At 63.8% G+C, this 24,373-nt stretch carries 20 protein-coding genes; 15 read left to right on the forward strand and 5 right to left on the reverse strand.

Annotation, left to right across the window (positions count from 1 at the left end; all coding sequences use genetic code 11):
• The first annotated feature begins 68 nt into the window (after positions 1 to 68).
• The 4 genes from purH (at position 69) to BFQ04_RS14690 (ending at position 6,737) form a co-directional block, all read left to right on the forward strand.
• Positions 69 to 1,676, forward strand: coding sequence for a bifunctional phosphoribosylaminoimidazolecarboxamide formyltransferase/IMP cyclohydrolase (gene purH, locus BFQ04_RS14675; RefSeq protein WP_065951447.1), 1,608 nt, complete (start codon positions 69 to 71; stop codon positions 1,674 to 1,676).
• 137 nt (positions 1,677 to 1,813) lie between these two features.
• Positions 1,814 to 3,106, forward strand: a complete 1,293-nt coding sequence (gene purD, locus BFQ04_RS14680; RefSeq protein WP_065951448.1) for a phosphoribosylamine--glycine ligase — start codon at positions 1,814 to 1,816, stop codon at positions 3,104 to 3,106.
• Positions 3,107 to 3,207: 101 nt separating this feature from the next.
• The gene (locus BFQ04_RS14685; RefSeq protein WP_065951449.1) at positions 3,208 to 5,979 is read left to right on the forward strand and encodes a hybrid sensor histidine kinase/response regulator; all 2,772 of its coding nucleotides are present in this window, start codon (positions 3,208 to 3,210) and stop codon (positions 5,977 to 5,979) included.
• Positions 5,980 to 6,140: 161 nt separating this feature from the next.
• Positions 6,141 to 6,737: a MarC family protein gene (locus tag BFQ04_RS14690; RefSeq protein WP_065883442.1), complete on the forward strand. Its 597-nt coding sequence runs from the start codon at positions 6,141 to 6,143 to the stop codon at positions 6,735 to 6,737.
• Here the strand turns inward: BFQ04_RS14690 and BFQ04_RS14695 are convergent.
• The 5 genes from BFQ04_RS14695 to cobG form a co-directional block, all read right to left on the reverse strand.
• A complete protein-coding gene (locus BFQ04_RS14695) occupies positions 6,734 to 7,513 on the reverse strand; it encodes a hypothetical protein (RefSeq protein WP_065951450.1) in 780 nt (259 codons plus the stop codon). The two genes, BFQ04_RS14690 and BFQ04_RS14695, sit on opposite strands and share 4 nt — an antisense overlap.
• A gap of 237 nt (positions 7,514 to 7,750) precedes the next feature.
• Entirely contained in the window at positions 7,751 to 9,388 is a 1,638-nt protein-coding gene (gene cobJ, locus BFQ04_RS14700) for a precorrin-3B C(17)-methyltransferase (protein WP_065951451.1), read from the reverse strand.
• Positions 9,388 to 10,119, reverse strand: coding sequence for a precorrin-2 C(20)-methyltransferase (locus BFQ04_RS14705; protein ID WP_065951452.1), 732 nt, complete (start codon positions 10,117 to 10,119; stop codon positions 9,388 to 9,390). Before BFQ04_RS14705 ends, cobJ begins: the two co-directional genes overlap by 1 nt.
• Positions 10,119 to 10,745 (reverse strand): precorrin-8X methylmutase, encoded by a 627-nt coding sequence (locus BFQ04_RS14710; RefSeq protein ID WP_065951453.1) that lies wholly within the window; start codon positions 10,743 to 10,745, stop codon positions 10,119 to 10,121. The genes BFQ04_RS14705 and BFQ04_RS14710 overlap by 1 nt, the downstream gene beginning before the upstream one ends.
• Positions 10,738 to 12,084, reverse strand: coding sequence for a precorrin-3B synthase (gene cobG, locus BFQ04_RS14715; protein ID WP_065951454.1), 1,347 nt, complete (start codon positions 12,082 to 12,084; stop codon positions 10,738 to 10,740). Before cobG ends, BFQ04_RS14710 begins: the two co-directional genes overlap by 8 nt.
• A gap of 38 nt (positions 12,085 to 12,122) precedes the next feature.
• On the opposite strand from cobG, the gene BFQ04_RS14720 reads away from it, so the two are divergent.
• The 11 genes from BFQ04_RS14720 to BFQ04_RS14770 all read left to right on the forward strand — a co-directional run bounded on the left by BFQ04_RS14720 (position 12,123) and on the right by BFQ04_RS14770 (position 24,244).
• Positions 12,123 to 13,328, forward strand: coding sequence for a bifunctional cobalt-precorrin-7 (C(5))-methyltransferase/cobalt-precorrin-6B (C(15))-methyltransferase (locus BFQ04_RS14720; RefSeq protein ID WP_065951455.1), 1,206 nt, complete (start codon positions 12,123 to 12,125; stop codon positions 13,326 to 13,328).
• Positions 13,325 to 14,044: a cobalt-precorrin-6A reductase gene (locus BFQ04_RS14725; protein ID WP_065951456.1), complete on the forward strand. Its 720-nt coding sequence runs from the start codon at positions 13,325 to 13,327 to the stop codon at positions 14,042 to 14,044. The genes BFQ04_RS14720 and BFQ04_RS14725 overlap by 4 nt, the downstream gene beginning before the upstream one ends.
• Before the next feature lie 199 nt (positions 14,045 to 14,243).
• Positions 14,244 to 14,636, forward strand: coding sequence for a DUF2946 domain-containing protein (locus BFQ04_RS14730; protein WP_065951457.1), 393 nt, complete (start codon positions 14,244 to 14,246; stop codon positions 14,634 to 14,636).
• Between the two features lie 47 nt (positions 14,637 to 14,683).
• Entirely contained in the window at positions 14,684 to 15,166 is a 483-nt protein-coding gene (locus tag BFQ04_RS14735) for a copper chaperone PCu(A)C (RefSeq protein ID WP_065951458.1), read from the forward strand.
• A gap of 9 nt (positions 15,167 to 15,175) precedes the next feature.
• Entirely contained in the window at positions 15,176 to 15,565 is a 390-nt protein-coding gene (locus BFQ04_RS14740) for a DUF2946 domain-containing protein (RefSeq protein WP_065951459.1), read from the forward strand.
• 93 nt (positions 15,566 to 15,658) lie between these two features.
• Positions 15,659 to 17,719: a TonB-dependent copper receptor gene (locus BFQ04_RS14745; protein ID WP_065951460.1), complete on the forward strand. Its 2,061-nt coding sequence runs from the start codon at positions 15,659 to 15,661 to the stop codon at positions 17,717 to 17,719.
• 139 nt (positions 17,720 to 17,858) lie between these two features.
• Entirely contained in the window at positions 17,859 to 19,238 is a 1,380-nt protein-coding gene (locus tag BFQ04_RS14750) for a PepSY-associated TM helix domain-containing protein (RefSeq protein WP_065951461.1), read from the forward strand.
• Between the two features lie 158 nt (positions 19,239 to 19,396).
• Positions 19,397 to 21,505 carry a TonB-dependent receptor gene (locus BFQ04_RS14755; protein ID WP_065951462.1) on the forward strand — a complete coding sequence of 703 codons (2,109 nt, stop codon included), beginning with the start codon at positions 19,397 to 19,399 and terminating at the stop codon, positions 21,503 to 21,505.
• Entirely contained in the window at positions 21,505 to 22,293 is a 789-nt protein-coding gene (locus BFQ04_RS14760) for an ABC transporter ATP-binding protein (RefSeq protein ID WP_065951463.1), read from the forward strand. Before BFQ04_RS14755 ends, BFQ04_RS14760 begins: the two co-directional genes overlap by 1 nt.
• A complete protein-coding gene (locus tag BFQ04_RS14765) occupies positions 22,290 to 23,237 on the forward strand; it encodes an ABC transporter substrate-binding protein (protein ID WP_065951464.1) in 948 nt (315 codons plus the stop codon). The genes BFQ04_RS14760 and BFQ04_RS14765 overlap by 4 nt, the downstream gene beginning before the upstream one ends.
• Positions 23,234 to 24,244 carry a FecCD family ABC transporter permease gene (locus BFQ04_RS14770; RefSeq protein WP_065951465.1) on the forward strand — a complete coding sequence of 337 codons (1,011 nt, stop codon included), beginning with the start codon at positions 23,234 to 23,236 and terminating at the stop codon, positions 24,242 to 24,244. Before BFQ04_RS14765 ends, BFQ04_RS14770 begins: the two co-directional genes overlap by 4 nt.
• The last annotated feature ends 129 nt before the right edge of the window (positions 24,245 to 24,373 follow it).

The raw sequence follows: 24,373 nt of genomic DNA on the forward strand, positions 1-24,373 counted from the left end.
CCAGAAAGGCGCCCGCGTAAAACCGGTCGCCTTTTTTGCTGACTCCTTTGCTTTTGATGGAAATTGAGATGACCGACCAGACTACCCGCCTGCCGATCCGCCGCGCCTTGATCAGTGTTTCCGACAAGACCGGGATCCTCGAATTTGCCCGGGAGCTGGAAGCCCTGGGCGTGGAAATCCTCTCCACGGGCGGGACCTTCAAACTGCTGCAGGACAACGGCGTGGCCGCAGTAGAAGTCGCGGACTACACCGGTTTCGCGGAAATGATGGACGGTCGGGTCAAAACCCTGCACCCGAAAATTCACGGCGGCATTCTCGGCCGTCGCGGCATCGACGACGCCATCATGACCGAGCACGGCATCAAGCCGATCGACCTGGTGGCCGTCAACCTCTACCCGTTCGAAGCCACCATCAACAAGCCGGGCTGCGACCTGCCGACCGCTATCGAAAACATCGATATCGGCGGCCCGACCATGGTGCGCTCGGCGGCCAAGAACCACAAAGACGTGGCCATCGTGGTGAACGCCAGCGATTACGCCAACGTGCTCGAAAGCCTGAAAGCCGGTGGCCTGACCTACGCCCAGCGTTTCGACCTGATGCTCAAGGCGTTCGAACACACCGCCGCCTACGACGGCATGATCGCCAACTACATGGGCACCGTGAACCAAGCGGCCCAAACCTTGAGCACAGAAGGCCGCAGCCAGTTCCCGCGCACCTTCAACAGCCAGTTCATCAAGGCCCAGGAAATGCGCTACGGCGAGAACCCGCACCAGAGCGCGGCGTTCTACGTGGAGGCAAACCCGGCCGAAGTCGGCATTGCCACCGCGACCCAGCTGCAAGGCAAAGAGCTGTCCTACAACAACGTGGCCGACACCGACGCCGCGCTGGAATGCGTGAAGAGCTTCGTCAAACCGGCCTGCGTCATCGTCAAGCACGCCAACCCGTGCGGCGTGGCCGTGAGCCCGGACGCTGAAGGCGGGATCCGCCAGGCCTACGAACTGGCCTACGCCACCGACACCGAATCGGCGTTCGGCGGCATCATTGCCTTCAACCGTGAATTGGATGCCGAGACCGCCAAGGCGATTGTCGAGCGCCAGTTCGTCGAAGTGATCATCGCGCCAAGCGTCAGCGAAGAGGCACGCGCCATCGTCGCGGCCAAAGCCAACGTGCGCCTGCTGGCCTGCGGTGAATGGTCGGCTGACCGCGCCGCTGCCTGGGACTACAAGCGCGTCAATGGCGGCCTGCTGGTACAGAGCCGTGACATCGGCATGATCGGCAGCCAGGACCTGAAAGTCGTGACCAAGCGCGCACCGACCGAGCAAGAGATCAACGACCTGATCTTCGCCTGGAAAGTGGCCAAGTACGTCAAATCCAACGCCATCGTCTACGCCAAGAACCGCCAGACCATCGGTGTCGGCGCCGGCCAGATGAGCCGTGTGAACTCGGCGCGTATCGCCGCGATCAAGGCTGAACACGCCGGCTTGCAGGTGGTGGGTTCGGTGATGGCTTCCGATGCGTTCTTCCCGTTCCGTGATGGCCTGGACAATGCCGCGAAAGCCGGCGTGACCGCCGTGATCCAACCGGGTGGTTCGATGCGTGATGCTGAAGTCATCGCCGCCGCTGATGAAGCCGGTATTGCGATGGTGTTCACCGGCATGCGCCACTTCCGCCACTGATCCAAATGTGGGAGGGGGCTTGCCCCCGATGACAGTGTGTCAGGCAACTGATCCTTAGCTGACACACCGCAATCGGGGGCAAGCCCCCTCCCACATAAAGCGTTCCTGCGACGCCTACAGAATTTGAGGTTTTTGAAATGAATGTTTTGATCATTGGCAGCGGTGGCCGCGAACACGCCCTGGCCTGGAAAGTTGCCCAGGACCCACGTGTCCAGAAAGTCTTCGTTGCGCCCGGCAACGCCGGTACCGCCACTGAAGCCAAGTGCGAAAACGTCGCCATCGACGTGCTGGCGCTCGAGCAACTGGCGGACTTTGCCGAAAAGAACGTCTCCCTGACCATCGTCGGCCCGGAAGTGCCGCTGGTGGCTGGCGTCGTCGACCTGTTCCGCAGCCGTGGCCTGGATTGCTTTGGCCCGACCGCCGGCGCCGCTCAACTGGAAGGCTCGAAAGCCTTCACAAAGGACTTCCTGGCGCGCCACAAGATCCCGACCGCCGACTACCAGAACTTCACCGAGATCGAGCCGGCCCTGGCTTACCTGCGTGAAAAAGGTGCGCCGATCGTGATCAAGGCCGACGGCCTGGCTGCCGGTAAAGGCGTGATCGTCGCCATGACCCTGCAGGAAGCCGAGGACGCCGTGCGCGACATGCTCGCCGGCAACGCCTTTGGGGATGCCGGTTCGCGCGTGGTCATCGAGGAATTCCTCGACGGCGAAGAAGCCAGCTTCATCGTGATGGTCGACGGCAAGAACGTACTGCCGATGGCCACCAGTCAGGACCACAAGCGCGTCGGCAACGGCGACAGCGGCCCGAACACCGGCGGCATGGGCGCTTACTCCCCGGCGCCGGTGGTCACCCCCGAGGTGCACCAGCGCGTCATGGACCTGGTGATCTGGCCGACCGTGCGTGGCATGGCCGACGAAGGCAACGTCTACACCGGCTTCCTCTATGCCGGCCTGATGATCGACAAAGCCGGCAACCCGAAAGTCATCGAGTTCAACTGCCGCTTTGGCGACCCGGAAACCCAACCGGTGATGCTGCGCCTGCAATCAAGCCTGGTGCTGCTGGTGGAGGCCGCGCTGGCCCAGGCCCTGGACAAGGTCGAAGCACAGTGGGACCCACGCCCGAGCGTCGGCATCGTGCTCGCGGCCGGCGGTTACCCGGCCGATTACGCCAAGGGCGATGTGATTGAGGGCCTGGACGCGGCCGCTGCGCTGGAAGGCAAGGTGTTTCATGCTGGCACTGCGTTGAAGGACGGCAAGGTCGTCACCGCCGGCGGCCGCGTACTGTGCGCCACCGCGATGGGCGCCAGCGTCGACGCCGCGCAGCAGCAAGCGTACACGCTGGCTGCGAAAATCGACTGGAAAGGCTGCTTCTACCGCACCGATATCGGTTACCGCGCCATTGCCCGTGAACGCGGCGAGAACAACTGAGTAGCTATCCGTTCGGGTAGGTAAGGGCCTCTGGCCCTTGCCGTACTCATGCCGCCCCGCGCATAGTTAACCCGTGCATTCACCTACGAAGGGACTTCGCCGTGCGCTGGCTCAGGATCGCCTTAGCTTTTACAGTCAGTCTGCTGACCCTGCTCTGCCTGGTCCCGGCTCAAGCCGCGGCGCAAGGCAGTGGTTGGGCAGTATTGCTCGATGATCAGGCCGACCTGCAACTGAGCGACATCCGCTCCTCACGCTATACCAATCAATTCAGCCCCATCGAACTCGACCGGATTACCGCCGCGCAGCCGGACGGTGCGTTGTGGGTGCGCTTCAAGCTGCAACCGGGCAAGCATGAACAGGTGCTGCGGGTGTTCGCCCCGGACTTGTCGAGTCTGAGCCTGTATGTGCTGGACGGCGACACCCTGGTGGAACAGCAAACCACCGGCACGCGCCAACCCCAGGCCGAGCGCCCGCTGCCCAGCAGTGACTTCATGCTGCCGATGCCACAGAGCCAGCGCCCGCTCGAGGTTTACCTGCGCCTGGTGTCGGAGCACGAGCTACGCCCCTATATCACCCTGGAGCCCGCCGTACTCGCCGCCGCCAACCAGAACCAGACGCTGGTCTACGGCTTGCTGTTCGGCGTCCTGCTGATGCTGATCCTGCATAACCTCACGCGGTTCGCCTACCACCGCTCGCGCAGCAGCCTGTGGCTGGCCGCGTGTGAATGCCTGCTGATGCTCAGCCTGGCGCTGTTGCTCAACGTGGTGGGGCCATGGCTGCCCAACTGGCACGCGATCCAGACCCCCGGCGCCTACCTCGCCCTGCTGCTGACCGCGCCGTGCGGGCTGATGTTTGCCTATCGCTTCTTCATGCCCCTGGGCCCGCACCCGCTGAACAAACTGTTGATGGCCGACATACTGTTGATTGTGCTGTGTGGCCTGCTGCTGTTGTTCGTCAACACCCTGCCGCTGAACATCATCACTTATGCCCTGGTGGCGCTGGCCGGCCTGAGCATGCTGTTTGTCTCGGCCTATCACTGGCAACAGGGCTATCGTCCGGCGCGCCTGTTCGTGGCGGGGATGGTGGTGTTCAACATCGGCACGCTGATCATTCTTCCCGCCCTGCTCGGCCTCACGCTGGTGGCACCGCAAGGCCTGATCATCACCCTGCTGAGTTTCATTTGCATCAGCGGGCTGCTGATGAGCCTGGCCCTCGGCGAACGCCAGCGCGCCATTGTTGAAACCCGCTTCAGCCTCAGCCGCGACCTGGCCGCGAGCAACGCCGAAATCGCGGCCAAGGCCGAGTTCCTGGCGAAGATCAGCCACGAAATCCGCACGCCCATGAACGGCGTGCTGGGCATGACCGAGTTGCTGCTGGGCACGCCGTTGTCGGTGAAACAACGCGACTACGTGCAGACCATCCACAGCGCCGGCAACGAGTTGCTCACCCTGATCAACGAAATCCTCGACATCTCCAAGCTCGAATCGGGGCAGATCGAACTCGATGATGTGCAGTTCGACCTCAACGCGCTGATCGACGACTGCTTGAGCATCTTCCGCGCCAAGGCCGAGCAGCAGAATGTCGAGCTGATCAGCTTTATCCAGCCCCAGGTGCCGCGCGTGATCAGCGGTGACCCGACACGCCTGCGCCAGGCGCTGCTGAGCCTGCTGGAAAACGCCCTGCATAAGACCGACGAGGGCGAAGTGCTGATCGTCGTTGCCCTCGACGAGCGCAGCAGCAAGCCGCGCCTGCGCATTGCAGTGCAAGACAGCGGCGTGCCCATGGAAGCCGCCGAGCGCGACGCCCTGTTGCACAGCGAACTGCACAGCAAGAACTTCCTCTCGGCGACACGCTTGAGCGGCCACCTGGGCCTGGTGATCGCACGCCAGCTGGTCCTGTTGATGAACGGCGAATTCGGCGTCAAGAGCGGCAGTCACCAGGGCAGCACCCTGTGGCTGACACTGCCCCTTGACCCGGAACGCCTCGAGCACCCGACCTCCGATCTCGACGGCCCGCTCAAGGACGCGCGCGTACTGGTGGTGGACGACAACGACACCTGCCGCAAGGTGCTGCTGCAGCAATGCTCGGCCTGGGGCCTGAACGTCAGCGCCGTGGCTTCGGGCAAAGAGGCCCTGGCCCTGCTGCGCACCAAGGCGCACCTGCGCGATTACTTCGACGTGGTGTTGCTGGACCAGAACATGCCCGGCATGACCGGCATGCAACTGGCGGCCAAGATCAAGGAAGACCCGAGCCTGAACCACGATATCCTGCTGATCATGCTCACCGGCATCAGCAACGCGCCGAGCAAGATCATCGCGCGTAACTGCGGGATCAAGCGCATCCTCGCCAAACCGGTGGCCGGTTATACGCTCAAGACCACCCTGGCCGACGAACTGACCCAGCGCAGCAAAGGCGCAGCCCTCCCTCGCCCCGCTCCCGCCGCGCCGGCAGCCATTACCGTGCCCAGCGACTTCCGCATCCTGGTGGCCGAGGACAACAGTATTTCCACCAAAGTGATACGCGGCATGCTCGGCAAGCTCAACCTCAACCCGGATACCGCCAGCAACGGCGAAGAAGCGTTGGAGGCAATGAAAGCCCAGCGCTATGACCTGGTGCTGATGGACTGTGAAATGCCGATCCTCGACGGGTTCTCCGCCACCCAGCAGCTACGCGCGTGGGAAGTCAGCCACCAGCGTGTCCGCACGCCGGTGGTTGCGCTCACGGCGCATATTCTCTCGGAACATAAAGAACGCGCGCGCCAGGCCGGGATGGACGGGCATATGGCCAAGCCGGTGGAGCTGTCACAGTTGCGCGAGCTGGTGGACTATTGGGTTGTACAGCGCCAGCAACGCCCGGAACACGCTCCGTCCTAATTGCAATGCACTCAAATGTGGGAGGGGGCGAGCCCCCGATTGCGGTGTGTCAGTTACAAATAAGCTGACTGTCACACTGCTATCGGGGGCAAGCCCCCTCCCACATTTGATTCGCGTCGCCTGATAGACTCACTGCACTTCCACCGCCCGCGAGTCCCCCCATGCTCCACGTGTTATTCAGCGTTTACCTGAAGATGCTGGTGCTCTACAGCCCGTTCTTCGTCCTGTCCTGCTTTATCAGCCTGACTCGCGGCTATTCCAGCAAGGAGCGGCGGCGCCTGGCGTGGAAAGTCGCGTTGGCGACGCTGGTGTCGAGCGTGCTGCTGTACCTGTTCGGCCGGGTTATTTTCAGTGTGTTCGGCATCACCGTGGACGCGTTCCGCATCGGCGCCGGCAGCGTGCTGTTTATCTCCGCCCTGGGCATGGCCCAGGGCAAATCGGCGGTGCAAACCGATAACGTGCAGCAGGACGTGACCATCGTACCGCTGACCATCCCGCTCACGGTCGGCCCCGGCACCATCGGTGCGTTGCTGGTAATGGGGGTGAGCCAGCCCCATTGGGACGACAAGCTCACCGCCATCCTCAGCATCGCCCTGGCCAGTCTCACGGTGGGTGTGGTGCTGTACCTGTCCAATCGGATCGAACGCATTCTTGGCGACCAGGGCTTGCAGATTGTCAGTCGGTTGATGGGCTTGTTCGTGTGCGCCCTGGCCGCGCAAATTATCTTTACCGGGGTCCGTGGCTATCTGGTGACCTAGATCCGGTATTTGGCAATGGCCGACTGCACGTTGTCACCGGCACTGTCGCGCATCAGCTGGATAGTCTTTTCGTTGACCACCGAGGTATTGAGCACCAGGCAGGTCTGCCCGCTGAAGGCCTCGAACGATGAGCTGTCCCATTCAAGGAACGGCAACCCCACCTGTTTGCTCACGCCGTGGCTGCTGTAGGTCACCAATACCATCATCACTTGGCCATTGGTTTCAGCACAGGACGCCACGCCGAAGTCACCGCCTTCGTGCACGCTGCTGTTGCGCTTGAACAAATCGAAAGAGGCCGACTGTTGCTTCATGGCCTCCAGCGCATCGGCGGCCAGTTTCGGCAGCAGGCTGAGCAGCGGCCCCGACAGCGACATCGAGGCGAGCATCGCGCCGATGATATTCAGCGCCGCCAGTTGCACCGTCAGTCCTTTGCCGGCGCGTGAAACGCGCTCGAAGCTTCTGCGCAACGGCAGCCAGCCGAGGCTGACCATGACGTTGATAAATTCGTCGTACCACGCCTCAGTGCCGCGCTGCACCTTCAATACATCGCTCACGTAACGGCTGGCCAGCAGGTAGCTTTTACGGATGTACTCGCGGTTAAGCCCGGACAGCCCCTCGGCAAAAGAAATCACCCCGTTGTTGACCACCGCCGCATTGCAGTCATCTTCGGTGTCCAGCGGTAAAGTCGCGGGCGTGCCCGGCGCACCCGGCAATTTGTAAGCGGCAATCAGCTTGCGCCGTTTTGTACTGTTGATCCTTCTGTGGTGTCGCTCCATTTCCAATTCTCCACGTACACCCCGACTCGGGGCTTGTAACCACACTAGTCCAGTCACCGACAGGCTTTCCAGGCGACAAACATCCCTTGGCGCGGCCCGGCAAAACGCGCCGGCCAGCTATAACGCGGCATGAAGGATGAGCCTCGTTGTTTCGTCGTGAAAAAAAGAAAAAGCCCCGAACGACAACAGGAAAATCCCTGTGTCATTCGGAGCTTTCGGGCCGCCGCCGAGCTGTTTTCAGCAGGCGGGTTTATCGCCGTACCAGCGCGGGGTGTACACCCACTCGCCGCCACCGGCACGCGCAAAGGTGCAGGTGGTGGACGAGCCGATCAGCACCATGGTGCGCATGTCCACCTGGTCCGGGGCCAGTTGACCCAACGTGGTGACGCGCAGCGTCTGGCCCGGGCGACCGATGTCACGGCCCAGCACCACCGGCGTTTCAGGGGTGCGGTGCTGTGCGACGATCTCCAGCGCACGCCCCAATTGCCACGGCCGCGCACGGGAAATCGGGTTGTAGAATGCCAGGGCCAGGTCAGCCTGGGACGCGAGGTCCAGACGCTTTTCGATGATCGACCACGGCTTGAGGTTATCCGACAGCGACATCACACAGAAGTCATGCCCCAGCGGCGCCCCGGCCTGGGCAGCGGTGGCCAGGGAAGCTGAGACGCCCGGCAGGATTTGCAGGTCGACCTGGTGCCAGGCCGGGTCGCTGGACTCATGCAACGCCTCGATCACCGCAGCGGCCATGGCGAACACACCCGGGTCGCCGGACGACACCACCACCACCGAGCGTCCTTGGGCGGCCAGTTCGAAGGCGTGACGGGCGCGCTGCATTTCTTCACGGTTGTCCGTGCAGTGCTGCACCTGATCATCACGGAACGGCCCGGCCATGCGCACGTACGTTTCGTAGCCCAGCACATCGGTGCAGCGCGCCAACTCGGTCTTGACGGCCGGCACCATCAATTCAGCGGCCCCGGGGCCAAGCCCGATCACGGCAAGGCGCCCGCGTGGGCGGCCGACCTGTGACACGTCCAACGGCTGTTCGGCCACGCTGAGGCTGATGTCCGCCTGCGGCTCGACCTTGGCAAACCGCAGCGGTACGCCCAGTTCCAACGCGGCCTCATGCAGCGACGCTTCGGCCATCTGCAGATCGCTGGCGAGCAGGCACGCCAGCGATTGCACGGCAACGCCTGCCTCATGCAAGGCCGTGCGCACACGTGCGGCCAGGTGCACGCCTGGCTTGCAGGTGGCGCAGACGGTTTTCGGATAAATCACCAATTCGTTGGCGGCGGGCACGCGCTCGGCACTGCCCACATGGATCGCCAGGCGCGCCTGCGGGGACTGCGGCAAGTTGGCCTGCGCAAGCCAGGGCGCCGCGCCTTCAATGCGCACGCTTTCACCAGCGAGCAGGTCGGAGACAAAGCGCTTGCCCAGTTCCAGGTCCGCCAACTCATAGCCCTTGGGCGGGTTGAGCAGGCAGGTGCCGAACCGCAACTCGCCGCTGGTGGTGATCGCCGCCGTCACTCCCAACGCGGCGGCGATCTCCCGCGCCATCACATTTACACCGCCCAGCCCCCCCAGCAGTGGCACCACGGCGCTGCCGTCTTCGGCAACGGCCAGCACGGCGGGCTCCTCACCTTTTTCAAGCAGCAGCGGCGCGAGGGTACGGATGACGATGCCGGCGGCGCACAGCGCAATCAGCGGCGTCCCCTGCTGGTAGAGCTGGCGCAGTGTGGCGCCGAATTCAGGGTAGCTCTGGTCCGCGCCGTCGACCCGGCCGGTCAGGCCGTGGATCAATGCCGTCGGGTAACGCTGCTGGATCTTGCGCGCAGTCGCCAGGCTACCCTGGCCCAGAATGACAATCGCCGGGCTCATCAACCTTGCCACCGTTCACCGGGCACGATGATCAACGAAAAATACGGTGACGACATCGGCTCCACCTGGTCCAGCGGCACGATTTTCTGATTGGCCATGGTGGCGCGCTCCACGTACAGCGCGCGCCCGGCCAGACCGAGTTCTTCCAGTACCTGGCGCACCTTGTGGAAGTTGCGCCCCAACTTCATGATCACCGCCGCGTCGGCATCCGCCAGCCGGCGCTTGAGGTCGTCGTGCGGCAACACGCCCGACAGCACCGACAGGCTCTGGTTGCGATACACCAGCGGCGCGCCCAATACCGAAGCACCGCCCAGCATCGAACACACGCCCGGGATGACGTGCGCTTCATAGCGCTCGGCGAGGCGGTCATGCAGGTACATATAAGAGCCGTAGAAGAACGGGTCGCCTTCACAGATCACTGCCACATCGCGGCCCGCATCCAGGTGCGCGGCCACGTCGACGCTGGCGGTATCGTAGAAGTCGCTGATCACTTGCTCATAGGACAGCTGCGCCGGCAGCGCCTCGGTGGTCACCGGGTACACCAGGGGCATCAGGGTTTGTTGCGGCACCAGATGGTCCTCGATGATGCCGAACGCGTTGCCCTTCTTGCCCTTGGCCACGAAGTACGCCACCACGGGCGACTCGCGCAGCAGGCGCAGGGCCTTGAGGGTGATCAGCTCCGGGTCGCCGGGCCCTACGCCCAGGCCGATCAGACGTCCGCGTGGCTGCATTATTCGACCTCCGTGGCGAGCGCATTGACGGCGGCGGCGGCCATGGCACTGCCGCCCAGGCGGCCCTGCATAATCACGAACGGCACGCCACGGCTGTCGGCGGCGAGCATCGCCTTGGATTCGGCGGCACCGACAAAGCCCACCGGGAAACCGAGGATCAACGCCGGTTTCGGCGCACCGGCGTCGAGCATTTCCAGCAGGTAGAACAAGGCGGTCGGCGCGTTGCCGATCACCACCACGCTGCCTGCCAGGTGCGGGCGCCACAATTCCAGCGCAGCGGCGGAGCGGGTGTTGCCCAACTCCCGCGCCAGCTCGGGCACGCTGTCGTCACGCAGGGTGCAGATCACCGCGTTATTGGCCGGCAGGCGCGTACGGGTCACGCCTTCGGAGACCATCCGCGCATCGCATAAAATCGGAGCACCCGCCGCGAGCGCATCACGCCCGGCCTTGCCCGCGCCTTCGGAGAATTGCAGGCCGTCGATCGCCTCGACCATGCCGCAGGCATGAATCACCCGCACCGCGAGTTTTTCCAGATCGGCCGGGATGCGGTCCAGGTTGGCTTCCGCGCGAATAATGGCGAAGGAGTTGCGATAGATCTCCTGACCGTCGCGGATGTAATCAATCATCGGTGTTGCTCCGTGGGCGAGCGCGTAACAGGGCGCCCGCCGCTTCAATGGAAAGAGTGCGCGCGTGCAGCCGGCCAAAACCTGAATGGGCGGCGTCGCGAAAATAGAGGTCGTAGTGGCCGGGGCTCACCGCCAGCAAGGTGACCGGCGCGGTGTGCGCGGCGGCGCAGGAGCGCGGGCAACCGGACAGGTGCACCTCGACACCGGGCTGCAAGGCGGCCAGTTGCACCGCATCGGCCTTGGTATCGGCCAGGCCCTTGCCGCAACCGCTGGAACCGGTGCAGGCGATCATGCGGGCCAAGGGCTGGTCGATTGAACAGAGAAAGCCCAGTTGCCCCAAGCGTTCGGTGACGGCGCCAGGGCGCTCAATGTTAGGCAGCAGCACACCCTGCCAGGGCGTGAAGCGCAACGTGCCATCGCCGTACTCGCTGGCCAGCTGCGCGGCGCCCTGAAGCATCAGCGGATCCAGGCGACCCAGTGGCGCGACTGCCGCAACGTAGAACTGATTCTTCTGGGGCTGGGGATAACTTCCGATGTGCAGCAACGCACCACCGGCCGGGCGTTTGAAGCCCCGGGCCGACAGCAGCGGCAGGCTCAGGCGGCTCAATAACTTATCCACAGCCAGATGACGCATGCGCGTTTGCTCGGGCGTCGCCAGGTCGAGAAAAGCCTCCAGCACCGCCACCACCAGTGCATGGCCCTGGTTCAATGGCACGGCCGCCACGGGCGCATTCAGGCCGGGGCAGCCGGCCAGGCCGAACGCCAGCAGCGTCTGCCCCTCGCGCACAAACGCCGACAGCCACAGGTCATGATGATGCTCGAGCATCGCCAGGGCTTCACCGCCGTCCAGCTGCACGGCGAACTTGGCCGACAATTGTTGAAAGCGCGGATGGTTTTCCAACGTGGCGAGGATCTGCGCGGCCATCGGGCGGGTGTCGAACAGCATCTGTGAATCGATGCCGGCGCTGGGGCTGAGCATCAGGTTGCGCACGTCATCACCGGCCGCATTGCTCGGGCCGAGGCCGGCCGCCAGCAGCGTTGCGATCAAGGCGTCCTGCTCGGCGCCGATCCCGCGAATCTGCAGGTTGGCCCGATTGGTCGCTTCGATCACCCCGCCCGCGTAAGCCTGGGCGGCGTCCGCCACGGCGTTGGCCTGGGCCGCGGTAATCGAACCACCGGCCAGTTTGACCCGGCAAATGCCACCGTCCAACGCCTGGACAATACGCAGCAACCCCGGACAAGCCGAGGGGCGCAAGGTATTCACAGTGGGCGTTGAGTTCACGGGGCTACCGGTTGACGGGTAAAGGCGCGGTATTATGCCTGCTTTGTCCGACGGCATGAAAAGCCTGCCCGTCGGATGTCGTTCAAGGAATTGCTATGTCGCCCTGGCTGACGGTTGTAGGCATCGGTGAAGACGGCTTCAAGGGCCTGGGCAGAAATGCCCGGCACGCCCTGTTGCACGCCACGCGGATTATAGGCGGCCAACGCCAGTTGGACCTGTTGCCGGTGTGTATTCGCGGCGAGCGCCAGCTGTGGCCGAGTCCGTTTTCCCTGGAGCCGGTGCTGGCACAGCGCGGCGAACCGGTGTGTGTGCTGGCCAGCGGAGATCCGATGTTTTATGGCGTGGGCGCCAGTTTGGCGCGCCAGATTGCGGCGGATGAGTTGCTGATTTTACCGGCGCCGTCGTCGGTGTCCCTGGCAGCGGCGCGGTTGGGCTGGCCGTTGCAGGACGTGGTGACGGTATCCGTGGTGGCCCGCCCCTTCGCGGCAATCAACGCGCACCTGGCCAGCGGTGTGCGCTTGTTAGTACTGAGCAATGATGGTGGCAGCCCGGCGTTGATTGCTGCGTTATTGACGGAGGCCGGGTTTGGGCCCAGCCAATTGACGGTGTTTGAACACTTGGGCGGCGCGAACGAGCGGCGCGTCGACGGCCTGGCCGCAGACTGGCAACACCCCAGTACTGCCGATCTGAACCTGGTCGCCATCGATTGCCTGGCCTCCAGCGACACGCCACCTCTGTCGCGCCTGGCAGGCCTGCCGGACTCGGCGTTCCAGCACGACGGCCAACTGACCAAACGCGATGTGCGCGCCATGACCCTCGCCCGCCTCGCGCCGATGCCCGGCGAACTGCTGTGGGATGTGGGTGCGGGCAGCGGTTCCATCGGCATCGAATGGATGCGTACGCATCCCAGCTGCCGTGCGCTGGCGATTGAGGCCGACACTGGCCGCCAAGGCCTGATCGAACACAATCGCGACGCCCTCGGCGTGCCCGGCCTGCACCTGATTCGCGGCAAAGCCCCGGACGCGTTGCACGGCCTGCCGGTACCCGACGCCATCTTCATCGGCGGCGGCCTCACCCGCGACGGCGTGCTCGATACCTGCTGGCAACAATTGCGGCCCGGTGGCCGGTTGGTCGCCAATGCGGTGACCCTGCAAAGTGAAATGACCTTGATGAACTGGCGCGCCGAGCATGGCGGCGAACTGACCCGCATCCACGTGGCCCAGGCGCAGCCATTGGGCGAGTTCGATACCTGGCGCCAGGCGTTGCCGATCACGCTGCTGGAAGTGATCAAGCCGCTATGAAAAGGATTCTGCTGCTGGGCGGCGTGACGGAAGCGCTGGCCATTGCTCGCACCTTGGGGCCGGCGCATATCTACAGCCTGGCCGGTGTGGGCCGTGTGCCGACCGACCTGACCTGCCAGGTTCGCGTCGGGGGCTATGGAGGCGCTGAGGGGCTGGCGCAGTTTGTTCGTGATGAACGTATCAGCCTGATCCTCGATGCCACCCATCCGTATGCGGCGCAGATCAGCCACAATGCGGCCCGGGCTGCACAGTTGTGCGCTGTGCCGTGCTGGGCATTGCGACGTCCGGCGTGGCAACCGCAGGCGGGGGATGATTGGCGCGAGGTGTCTGACTGGGCTGAGCTGATCGAAGCGTTGAAGCCCTTCAAGCGCCCGCTGTTCACCTTGGGCCGCGAACCGTTGCAGCATCTCGACGAAATCCCTGCCGACCAGTTCTGGACGCTGCGAGCGCTGGATGTGTACCCGGGCAATGAGCGGTGTGAAGTGATCGGCGCGCGCGGGCCGTTTCTCATCGAGGATGAGCGGGCGTTATTCGAACGACGCCGAATTGACGTGCTGATCAGCAAGAACAGCGGCAGCACCGCCACCGAGCCGAAGCTGGAAGTGGCGCGGGAGCGCGGGGTGCCGGTGTTGGTGTTGAAGCGGCCGGTGTTGGCGGCGGTGGATCAAGAGTTCACCACCGTAACGGCGGTGCTACAGGCCATACACCCCCGCTAAGCAACACCGACCTGATGTGGGAGGGGGCTTGCCCCCTCCCACACTTGACCTGCGCAGCCTTGAAGTTCGGCACCCACTCAATTCCCCGTCTATCCTCAAACCCGGCACTGCGACACCAAACCACACCACGCGTTTTTACTTATCCCCCCCGATCAGGCTAAATACCCGCCTGATCGTTTAACCCTACGGATTATCCGCCATGGCCCGTCAACGCTTTGCAATTGCCTGGATCGCCTGCCTTGCAGTGCTGTTCAATGCGTTTGCCATGCCGCTGGCCAGTGCGATGCAGCAGACCGATGACCCGGTCAAGCGCCTGATGTGGGGCGGGTTCTGTTCATCCAATGGCGCCAGCCTGCAGGCCGTTGCCCTGGGCAAGCTGGAACTCCCGGCACCGGCGGACGATCACTCCGCCATGCAGCATTGCTGGTGTTGCTCGGGCTCGGCGCCGTGGGTGGCGCTGCCGGGGCATGGGCCGCAGGTGTATGTGACGCGGTTCGATACGGTCCACAGCCTGGCGCCGCGATCCTTGCAAACTCCCACCCCGCGCCAGCAATGGCCGAGCCTCAACCCCCGCGCCTCTCCAACGGTCTGATCGTCTTCGCAAGTGAACTGCGTTTAGAACCGTTCCGGAGAACTGCCATGCTTAAATCTTCCCTGCTTCTGGCGGCCTTGCTGCTGCCGGTGTTCAGTGCTGCCAATGCCGAGGATTACAAGGCCGGTGACCTGTTGGTCAGCGACCCCTGGTCCCAGGAGTTGCCACCGAATGCGCCCACCGTCGCGGCGTACTTTGTGATTCATAACACCGGGGCTACCCCGGATCGCCTGCTCAGCGTTGAAACCAGCGTCGCCGAGAAAGCCGAACTGCACGAGCATGTGATGCAAGGCGACCTGATGAAGATGCAGCAAGTACCCAGCGTTGCCGTACCGGCCAAGGGTGAACTGACTTTCGCGCCGATGGCCTATCACGTGATGCTGCTGGGCCTCAAGGACCGCAGCCTGTTGGCCGATGGCAAGCAGTTCCCACTGACCCTGACCTTCGAAAAAGCCGGCAAGGTCCAAGTGCAAGTGTCGGTGCAGAAAGCGCCGCCGATGGCCGGCCATGGGCCTGTGCACGCCCAGTAAGCCCATCCGATGGGCGCCCGCAGCGCCAGGTTATCTCCACACCGCCGCCTGATGCGCGGCAGTTGGATCAGCCTGTTCGCCATGCTGATGATTTTTATCGGTCCGCTGATTTCCCAAGCGATGCCGATGGATCATCACGCCGGTATGTCCATGGACATGCCCGCGTGCCACGGCGAGCCCAAGCCGAGCAAAGCCCCCGACGAACATCATGTTCTCTGGGAAAAATGCGGCTATTGCAGCTTGCTGTTCAGTTGCCCGGCCCTGCCCGGCAGCGTCTCCTACGTCACGCTCGGCACCCCGCCGCCAGCCAACGCGCTGATTCCCACGCCGCGCCTGGGCCATGCCGGGCAGAGCATCTTCCCCGGCGCCCGCAGTCGTGCGCCGCCCATCGCGTCGTAAGCCCTTCACCGCGCTACTTCACCCCGGCCGACTTCAAACAGACAGCCGCAGGCTGCTGGCCGTGTTGTTTACGATTGATTGATGGAATTTGTCATGTCCAGGTTTTCTGCTGACACCCGTTTGGGCGCTGCCCCGGTTTTCGCCGCTCTGTGCGGCGCACTGCTTGCGCCCTACGCCCATGCTGACGAACACGAGCTGAGCCCCACGGTCATCACCGCGATCGCCCCCAGCTCGCCACTCACCGTTGTCACCAACCCCAAGGACCCGCGCCAACCGGTGCCCGCCAGCGACGGCGGCGATTACCTCAAGACCATCCCGGGCTTTGCCCTGGTGCGTAACGGCGGCACCAATGGTGACCCGGTACTGCGCGGCATGTTCGGCTCGCGCCTGAATATCCTCACCAACGGCGGCATGATGCTCGGCGCCTGTCCGGGCCGCATGGATGCGCCCACCTCGTACATCTCGCCGGAAACCTACGACAGGCTGACCGTGATCAAAGGCCCGCAAACCGTGCTCTGGGGCCCCGGCGCGTCAGCCGGCACCATTCTGTTCGACCGCGAGCCGGAGCAGTTCGGCGAGCTGGGCACGCGGGTCAATGCCAGTGTGCTGGCCGGATCCAACGGGCGCTTCGACAAGGTCGTCGACGCCGCTGCCGGTGGGCCATTGGGCTACGTACGGGTGATCGGCAACCAGGCCCATGCCGACGACTACAAGGACGGCAACAACGACACCGTCGCTTCGCGTTATGACAAGTGGAATGGCGATGTAGCAGTGGGTTTCACCCCCGACGCCGACACCCTGCTGGAACTCACCGCCGGCCGTGGCGATGGGCAAGCGCGCTATGCCGGGCGCGGGATGGACGGCTCGCAGTTCCTGCGCGAAAGCCTCGGGCTGCGCTTCGAAAAATCCAATATCGGCGAGGTGCTGGACAAGGTCGAGGCCCAGGTCTACTACAACTACGCCGACCACGTCATGGACAACTACAGCCTGCGCATACCGTCCGGCACGGGAATGATGGCCGGGCCCATGGCCTCCAACGTCGACCGTCGCACCCTCGGTGGGCGGATCAAAGCGACCTGGCGCTGGGCCGACGTGCAACTGATCGGCGGCCTGGACGCGCAGACCAATGAACACCGCGCGCGCAGCAGCATGGGCATCGACACCTACAAGGACCTGCCGCGCAGCAAGGACGCCAACTTTCACAACTACGGTGTGTTTGGCGAATTGACCTGGTACGCCGCCGACAACGACCGCCTGATCACCGGTGCGCGCCTGGATCGCGCCTCGGCCAGGGATTTTCGTCAACGTACCGGCTCGGGCATGATGAGCCGTCCCAACCCCACCGCCGACGCCACCCGCGCAGACACCTTGCCCTCCGGCTTCGTGCGCTACGAGCACGACCTGGCGGACATGCCCACTACCGTCTACGCGGGGCTGGGTCATGCTGAACGCTTCCCGGACTACTGGGAACTGTTCTCCCCCAACACCGGGGCGGCCGGCTCGGTGAATGCCTTCGACGGCGTCAAGCCCGAGAAGACTACCCAGCTGGATGTTGGCGCGCAGTACAAAACCGCCAACCTTGAAGCCTGGGCCTCGGCTTATGTCGGCCAGGTGCGCGACTTCATCCTGTTCGACTACCGGCCCGGCATGATGGGCACCACCTCCCAGGCACGCAATGTCGACGCGCGCATCATGGGCGGTGAACTGGGCGCGGCGTACAAGCTGACCACTCACTGGAAGGCCGACGCGAGCCTGGCCTACGCCTGGGGCAAGAACAGCAGCGACGGCAAAGCCCTGCCGCAGATGCCGCCGCTGGATGCGCGCCTGGGCCTGACCTACAGCCAGGACGATTGGAGTGCCGGCGCGTTGTGGCGCGTGGTCGCGGCGCAACACCGCATCGACCCGGACAAGGGCAACGTGGTCGGCAAGGACTACGACAAGAGTGGTGGTTTTGGCGTGTTCTCGCTGAACGCGGCGTACCGCATCAATAAGCACTTCAAGGTCAGCAGCGGGGTCGACAATCTGTTCGGCAAGGCTTATGCCGAGCATTTGAACCTGGCGGGGAATGCCGGGTTCGGTTACCCGGCAAGCGACCCGCAGGCCATCAAGGAACCGGGGCGTACGCTCTGGACCAAGGTGGATATGAGCTTCTAACAGCATCGGGGGCAAGCCCCCTCCCACACTTGACCGGGTTCCCAAATCCAACTATGTGAACTCAATCCAATGTGGGAGGGGGCTTGCCCCCGATAGCGGTGTAACTGACACAAAAAATCAAAAGCCTTGCGGAGCCCTGATGAGCACTCAACAAAAAGTTTCCTTCTACAACCTGGCCTGGCGCTGGCACTTCTACGCCGGCCTTTTCGTCGCCCCTTTCATGGTGCTGCTGGCCCTGACCGGCATCATCTACCTGTTCAAACCCCAGCTCGACCCGCTGATGTACGGCCACCTGCTCACCGTCCCCGCCGCCGAACACGCACTGAGCGCCGACGAGCAGTTGCAACGCGCCAGAGCCGCCTACCCCCAGGCGGTGATCAGCAAGTACCTGCCGCCCGCCGATGCCACCGGCAGCGCACAGTTCGTGATGCAACACGCAGGCCGCGAAGTGACGGTATTCGTCGACCCCTATCGCGGTACCGTCCTGGGTGAGCAGGACGCCAACTACAACCTGCAAGCCATCGCCCGCGCCCTGCACGGCGAACTGATGATCGGCACCGTCGGTGATCGCCTGATCGAACTCGCCGCCGGCTGGGGCGTGATGCTGGTGGTGTCCGGCCTGTACCTGTGGTGGCCACGCGGCAAGTCATCGGCTGGCGTGTTGTGGCCCCGACTCAACAGCCGTGGCCGCTTGTTCTGGCGTGACCTGCACGCCGTCGCCGGTTTCTGGGGCGCAGGGTTTTTGCTGGTGATGCTGCTCAGCGGCATGACCTGGACGGGCTTCTGGGGCAAGCAATACGCCGCCCTGTGGAACACCTTCCCGGCGGCGATGTGGAACAACGTGCCGCAATCCGACCAGCAGGCACGCGCGCTCAACACCGCCACCCAACAGACCGTGCCCTGGGCCATGGAAAACACGCCGATGCCAATGTCCGGTGACCATGCCGAACACATGAACCATGGCGCCATGCACGCGGGCCCTGCCGCGCCGACCGTGCGCCTGCAACAGGTGGTCGACCTGGCCAACGCACGCAAGGTCGAGCCCGGCTACAGCATCACCTTCCCCACCACCGCCACCGGCGTGTTCACTGTTGCCGTGTTCGCCAACGACCCGCGCAATGACGCCACCCTGCATGTGGACCAGTACACCGGCAAGGTCCTGGCCGATGTGCGTTGGGAACATTACAACCTGGTCGCACGCGCCACCGAGACCGGCGTGATGTTGCACGAAGGCAAGATGTTCGGCTGGGTCAACCAACTGATCGTGCTGCTGATCTGCCTGATGATCCTGCTCAGTGCGGTGAGTGGCGTGGTGATCTGGTGGAAGCGTCGGCCACAGGGCGGGCTGGGCGTGCCGCCGCTGCGTCATGACGTGCCGAAGTGGAAAACCGCGATGGTGATCATGCTCGGGCTGGCGATCATTTTCCCGTTGGTGGGCGCATCGTTGATCCTGGTGTGGGCGCTGGATCGCCTGGTGCTGTCACGCTTTTTTGCCCAAGGTGAATCTGCCTCAGGTTAAGCATGAAACAGGCGAGATGCCCGACGCTACGGGCTTGTGTAGCCTTGCGCGACTGTTGTCGCGCAGCCAATAAGTGTTAACTTATAACACTTTCTGCGTTATCGTTGCTCGCCGCGCCCTGCGGCGAGCCCCCCTTCAAGAAGCGATTGAATCGACCGATGAACAACTCCCTAGCGTGCGGCCTGTGCCTGCTCGCCCTGCATACCAACGTCCAGGCCATGACCCTGCCCGAGAGCGCCATCACGGCACCGGCAGTCGATAACGAACGCGTCGAGCTCAAAACGCCGACTACCGCCGGTTCGCGCCTGAACCTGACGGCGCTGCAAACCCCCGGCAGCGTAGAAAGCCAGACCGGCGCGCAGATCCGAGAACGTGGCGACGCCAGCGTGCAGGACGCCATCTCCCGCGCCACCGGCATCACCCGCACCGGCACCCCGGGCGACGGTGGCACCTCGCTGCAAGCCCGTGGCTTTACCGGCCAAAGCTCGGTGATGCAACTGTACGACGGTAACCGCATGTACACCGGCATGGGCACCTCGACCTTCCCGGTGGACACCTGGGCGGTGGAACGGGTGGACGTGCTGCGTGGCCCGGCCTCTGTGCTGTACGGCGAAGGCGCTACCGGCGCGGTGGTCAATACGGTCCCAAAAAGGCCTTTCACGGGCGCGATCGAAAACCACATCCGCCTCGGCTACGGTTCCTACGACCGCCAGCAACAAGCCCTGGACAGTGGCGGCTCACTGACCGATACCCTGAGCTACCGCCTGAACCTCAACCGCCTGCGCAGCAACGGTTTCATCGACCGTGGGGACGCCAGCAGCGACTTCATCAGCGGCGCCCTGCGCTGGCAGGCGGCCGACAACCTGAGTTTCACCCTGGCCAGTGACTACGGCGACCAGCGCCCACAAAACTACTTCGGCACGCCCCTGATCAACGGCCAGTTGCACAAGGGCCTGCGCGACAAGAACTACAACGTCAGCAACGACACTCAGCACTACAACGACCAGTGGACACGCCTGACCAGCGAGTGGCAGTTGAGCGATAACGTCAGCGCCACCAACGAGCTGTACTACCTGAAAAACCAGCGTCGCTGGCAGAACGCCGAGAACTACAATTTCACCAACGGCCAACTGACCCGCAGCGGCAACTTCGGGATCAAGCACGATCAGGAACAGGTGGGCGACCGCCAGACCTTCACCTTCAAGCACACCCTGTTCGGCCTCGACAGCCAGACCGTGGCGGGCCTGGAATACAACCGCATCCGCTTCCGCCTGGCGAGCAACACGCCGTTTAATGACGTGGCGCAAACCGGCCAACCCGTCGACCTGTATCACCCGGCGCCTGCGCCATTTGCCAGCCAGGACCCGTTCAACCCGGTGTTCGCCACCACCACCAGGACGGTGGCCGGCTTTGCGGAAAACCGCCTGCAACTCACGGATAAACTCGCGCTGGTCACCGGCATCCGCCGCGACTACGCGCACATCGACCGCGACGATCTGCGCACCGGTGGCCAATCCGATAAAACCCTCACCGGCAATAACTGGAAAGCCGGCCTGGTCTACGCGATCACCCCGCAGACTTCGGTCTACGGCCAGTACGCCACCAGCACCGACGGCGTCGGCGGGCTGATTTCCCTGAGCCCGAGCCAGCAGCAGTTCGACCTGTCCACTGCCAGGCAGACCGAGGTTGGTATCAAGCAAGCATTCTGGGACGCACGGGGTGAATGGACCCTGGCGGCCTACCACATCGTCAAGAAGAAGCTGCTGACGGACGTGCCGGGCGCCCCGGATTTCAAGCAGCAAGTCGGCCAACAATCCTCCAACGGCCTGGAGGCCAGCCTCGACCTGCAACTGCCTCACGCCTGGCAGTTGCAAGCCAACGCCGCCATCGTGCGAGCGCAGTATGACGACTTCAAACAGGACGTCGGCGGCGTGCAGGTGTCGCGCGACGGCAACCGCCCAGTGGACGTGCCGCGCCGCACCGCCAACCTGTGGCTGAGCAAGGCCGTGACCGACAACGTGCGTGCCGGTGCCGGTGTGCGTTATGTCGATGCACGGTATGCCGACATGGCCAACCAGAACGAGTTGCCGAGCTACACCGTGGTCGATGCGACGCTGTCGTGGAACGCCATGCGCAACACCACACTGGGCCTGCAACTCAACAACCTGTTCGATCGCACTTATGCAGTCAGCCAGTACAACGATGGGCAGCAGTGGATTCTGGGTGTACCTCGTTCCATGTTCATTACTGCCGACTACACCTTTTAATGACCTCGCTCACCCTCACCGACCTGGCTTGGACTCCACCCGGCCACGACCACTGCCTTCACCAGTTCCAACTGCGTGACGCCGGCCTGCAGGTCGCTGCCGGAGAGTTTGTCGGCCTGATCGGGCCTAACGGCAGCGGCAAGACCAGCCTGCTGCGCTGTGCCTATCGATTCACCCGGCCGGAGCGCGGCGACGTGATGCTTGAGCACCAGAACGTCTGGAAGCAAAGCGCCAAGTGGTGTGCGCAACGCATCGCGGTGGTGCTGCAGGAATTCCCCGACGCGTTCGGCTTGCGCGTGGATGAAGTGGTCGCCATGGGCCGCACACCCCACAAGGGGTTGTTCGACAGCGACACCCAGCACGACCAGCAACTGATCCGCAACGCACTGCAGTCGGTGGGGATGCAGGGTTTCGCAGACCACGCCTTCGCCACCCTCTCGGGCGGTGAAAAACAGCGCGTCATCCTGGCTCGTGCCCTGGCCCAGCAACCGCAACTGTTGATCCTCGATGAGCCGACCAACCACCTCGACCCGCGCTATCAGCTGGAGCTGTTAAGGCTGGTCAAGCAGTTGAAAATCGGCACCCTGGCGAGCATCCACGACCTGAACCTGGCCGCCGCGTTCTGTGATCGCCTGTACGTGATCCATCACGGGCGCATCGTCGCCAGCGGCACGCCCCATGAAGTGCTGACCGCCGCGTTGCTGCGCGACGTGTTTGGCGTCCAAGCCCTGATCGACACCCATCCCTTGTCCGGCTACCCCCGAATCACCTGGATAACCCAACCATGATCCTGCGCGCCCTGCTGTCTCTCGCACTGTTGCTCGGTACTGCCCAAGCGTTCGCCGAAGCCACCCATTACCCGCTGACCATCAAGAGCTGCAACCGCGACGTGACCTTCCAGCAAGCCCCGCAACACGCGGTCAGCCACGACATCAACATGACCCAGATGATGCTCGCCCTGGGCCTCAAGCCACACATGGCCGGCTACAGCGGCGTGACGGGCTGGAAGTCAGTGCCGCCGGACATGGCCGCGATCCTCGACGGCCTGCCGGAGCTGGCGAGCAAATACCCGTCGGTGGAAACCTTGCTCAATGCCAACGTGGATTTCCTCTTCGCCGGCTGGGACTACGGCATGCGCGTGGGCGGCGACCTCACGCCGCACACCCTGCAACCCTTGGGTATCAACGTGTATGAGCTGACCGAGTCGTGCGCGTTCGTGATGAAGCGCCCCGCTGCCACACTGGAAGACACCTATAACGACCTGCGCAACCTGGGCAAGATTTTTGACGTGCAAGACCGTGCCAACGCGCTGATCGCCCAGATGCAGGCGCAGGTGGCCGAGGTACAAAAAGACCTGCCCGCCGACAAGCCACGGGTGTTTCTTTACGACAGCGGCGAAGACCGCGCCATGACGTCAGGACGCCTGGGCATGCCACACGCGTTAATCGACGCCGCTGGCGGGCGCAATATCCTCGACGACGTCGACGCCAGCTGGACCCGGGTCAACTGGGAAACCGTGGTGGAGCGCAACCCGCAGGTGATCGTGATCGTCGACTACAGCGAAATCACGGCCAAACAGAAAGAGCAATTTCTGCTCGATAACCCGGCCCTGCAATCGGTGGACGCCATCAGGAATCAGCGCTTTATCGTGATCCCGTACGTGCAGGCCACGCCGGGTATCGACAACGTGCTGGCGGTGCAAGCCCTGGCCAAGGGGTTCCACGGCGAATGATCGACCGTCGCTACGCCTTGCTGCTGAGTGCCCTGGGCGCGTTTTTGCTGATCTCCTGCGTGATCTCGCTGGGGTTCGGTTCGGCGCGGGTACCCGTGGACGTGGTGTGGCGGATCCTGCTGCACAAGACGTGCGGCATCGGTGAAGTGGATTGGAGTGCGGGCCAGGAACATATCGTCTGGCTGATCCGCGTGCCGCGCATGCTGCTCGGCGCCTTGGTGGGCGCCGGGCTGGCGTTGATCGGCGCGGTGTTGCAGGCCGTGACGCGCAACCCGTTGGCCGACCCACATTTGCTCGGTGTGACATCCGGCGCCACCCTCGGCGCGGTGATCGTGGTGCTGTATGTGGGCGAAGTCATCGGCCTGCTGACCCTGCCCATTGCGGCCTTCATCGGCGCGCTGCTGAGCATGCTGGTGGTGCTGGCCGTGGCCAGTCGCAATGGCCGCCTGGAAAGTGATCGCCTGCTGCTCTGCGGCGTGGCGGTGTCATTCGTGATGATGGCGGTGGCCAACCTGCTGCTGTTCATGGGCGACCACCGCGCCGCCTCAGCGGTGATGTTCTGGATGCTCGGCGGCCTGGGCCTGGCGCGTTGGGAGCTGCTGGCGATTCCCGCCGCCACGGTGGTGCTAGGGTTGGCCCTGCTGTCGGGCATGGCGCGCCCGCTCAATGCCCTGATGGCCGGCGAACAGACCGCCGTGACCCTGGGCCTGAACGCACGCAACGTGCGCCTCAAGGTGTTTTTGATCGCGTCGTTGATGACCGGCGTGCTGGTGTCGATCAGCGGCTCCATCGGTTTTGTCGGCCTGATGGTGCCGCACATCGCCCGGCGCCTGGTAGGCGCCGAGCACCGGCGCTTATTGCCGGTGTGCGTGCTGCTGGGCAGCGTGTTCCTGGTATGGGTCGACGTCGCGGCACGCACGCTGATCGCCCCTGAAGACCTGCCGATTGGCGTGGCGACGGCAGCGATTGGCGGGCTGTTTTTTATCGGCTTGATGCGCAGGCGCTGAGCGCGCCCCGTTGTAGCGCATTGCCACGCACCGACACTTGCGCCTGCCATTTCCTGGTGCGTCACGCCTGCAAAAGCGCGGGCAAACCAGGCATTTCATGGGGTTTGGCGACTCGGCACAGCGCTTGCA

It is taken from the genome of Pseudomonas sp. 37 R 15 (genome assembly GCF_900004865.1).
Lineage (GTDB): Bacteria > Pseudomonadota > Gammaproteobacteria > Pseudomonadales > Pseudomonadaceae > Aquipseudomonas > Aquipseudomonas fluorescens_AM.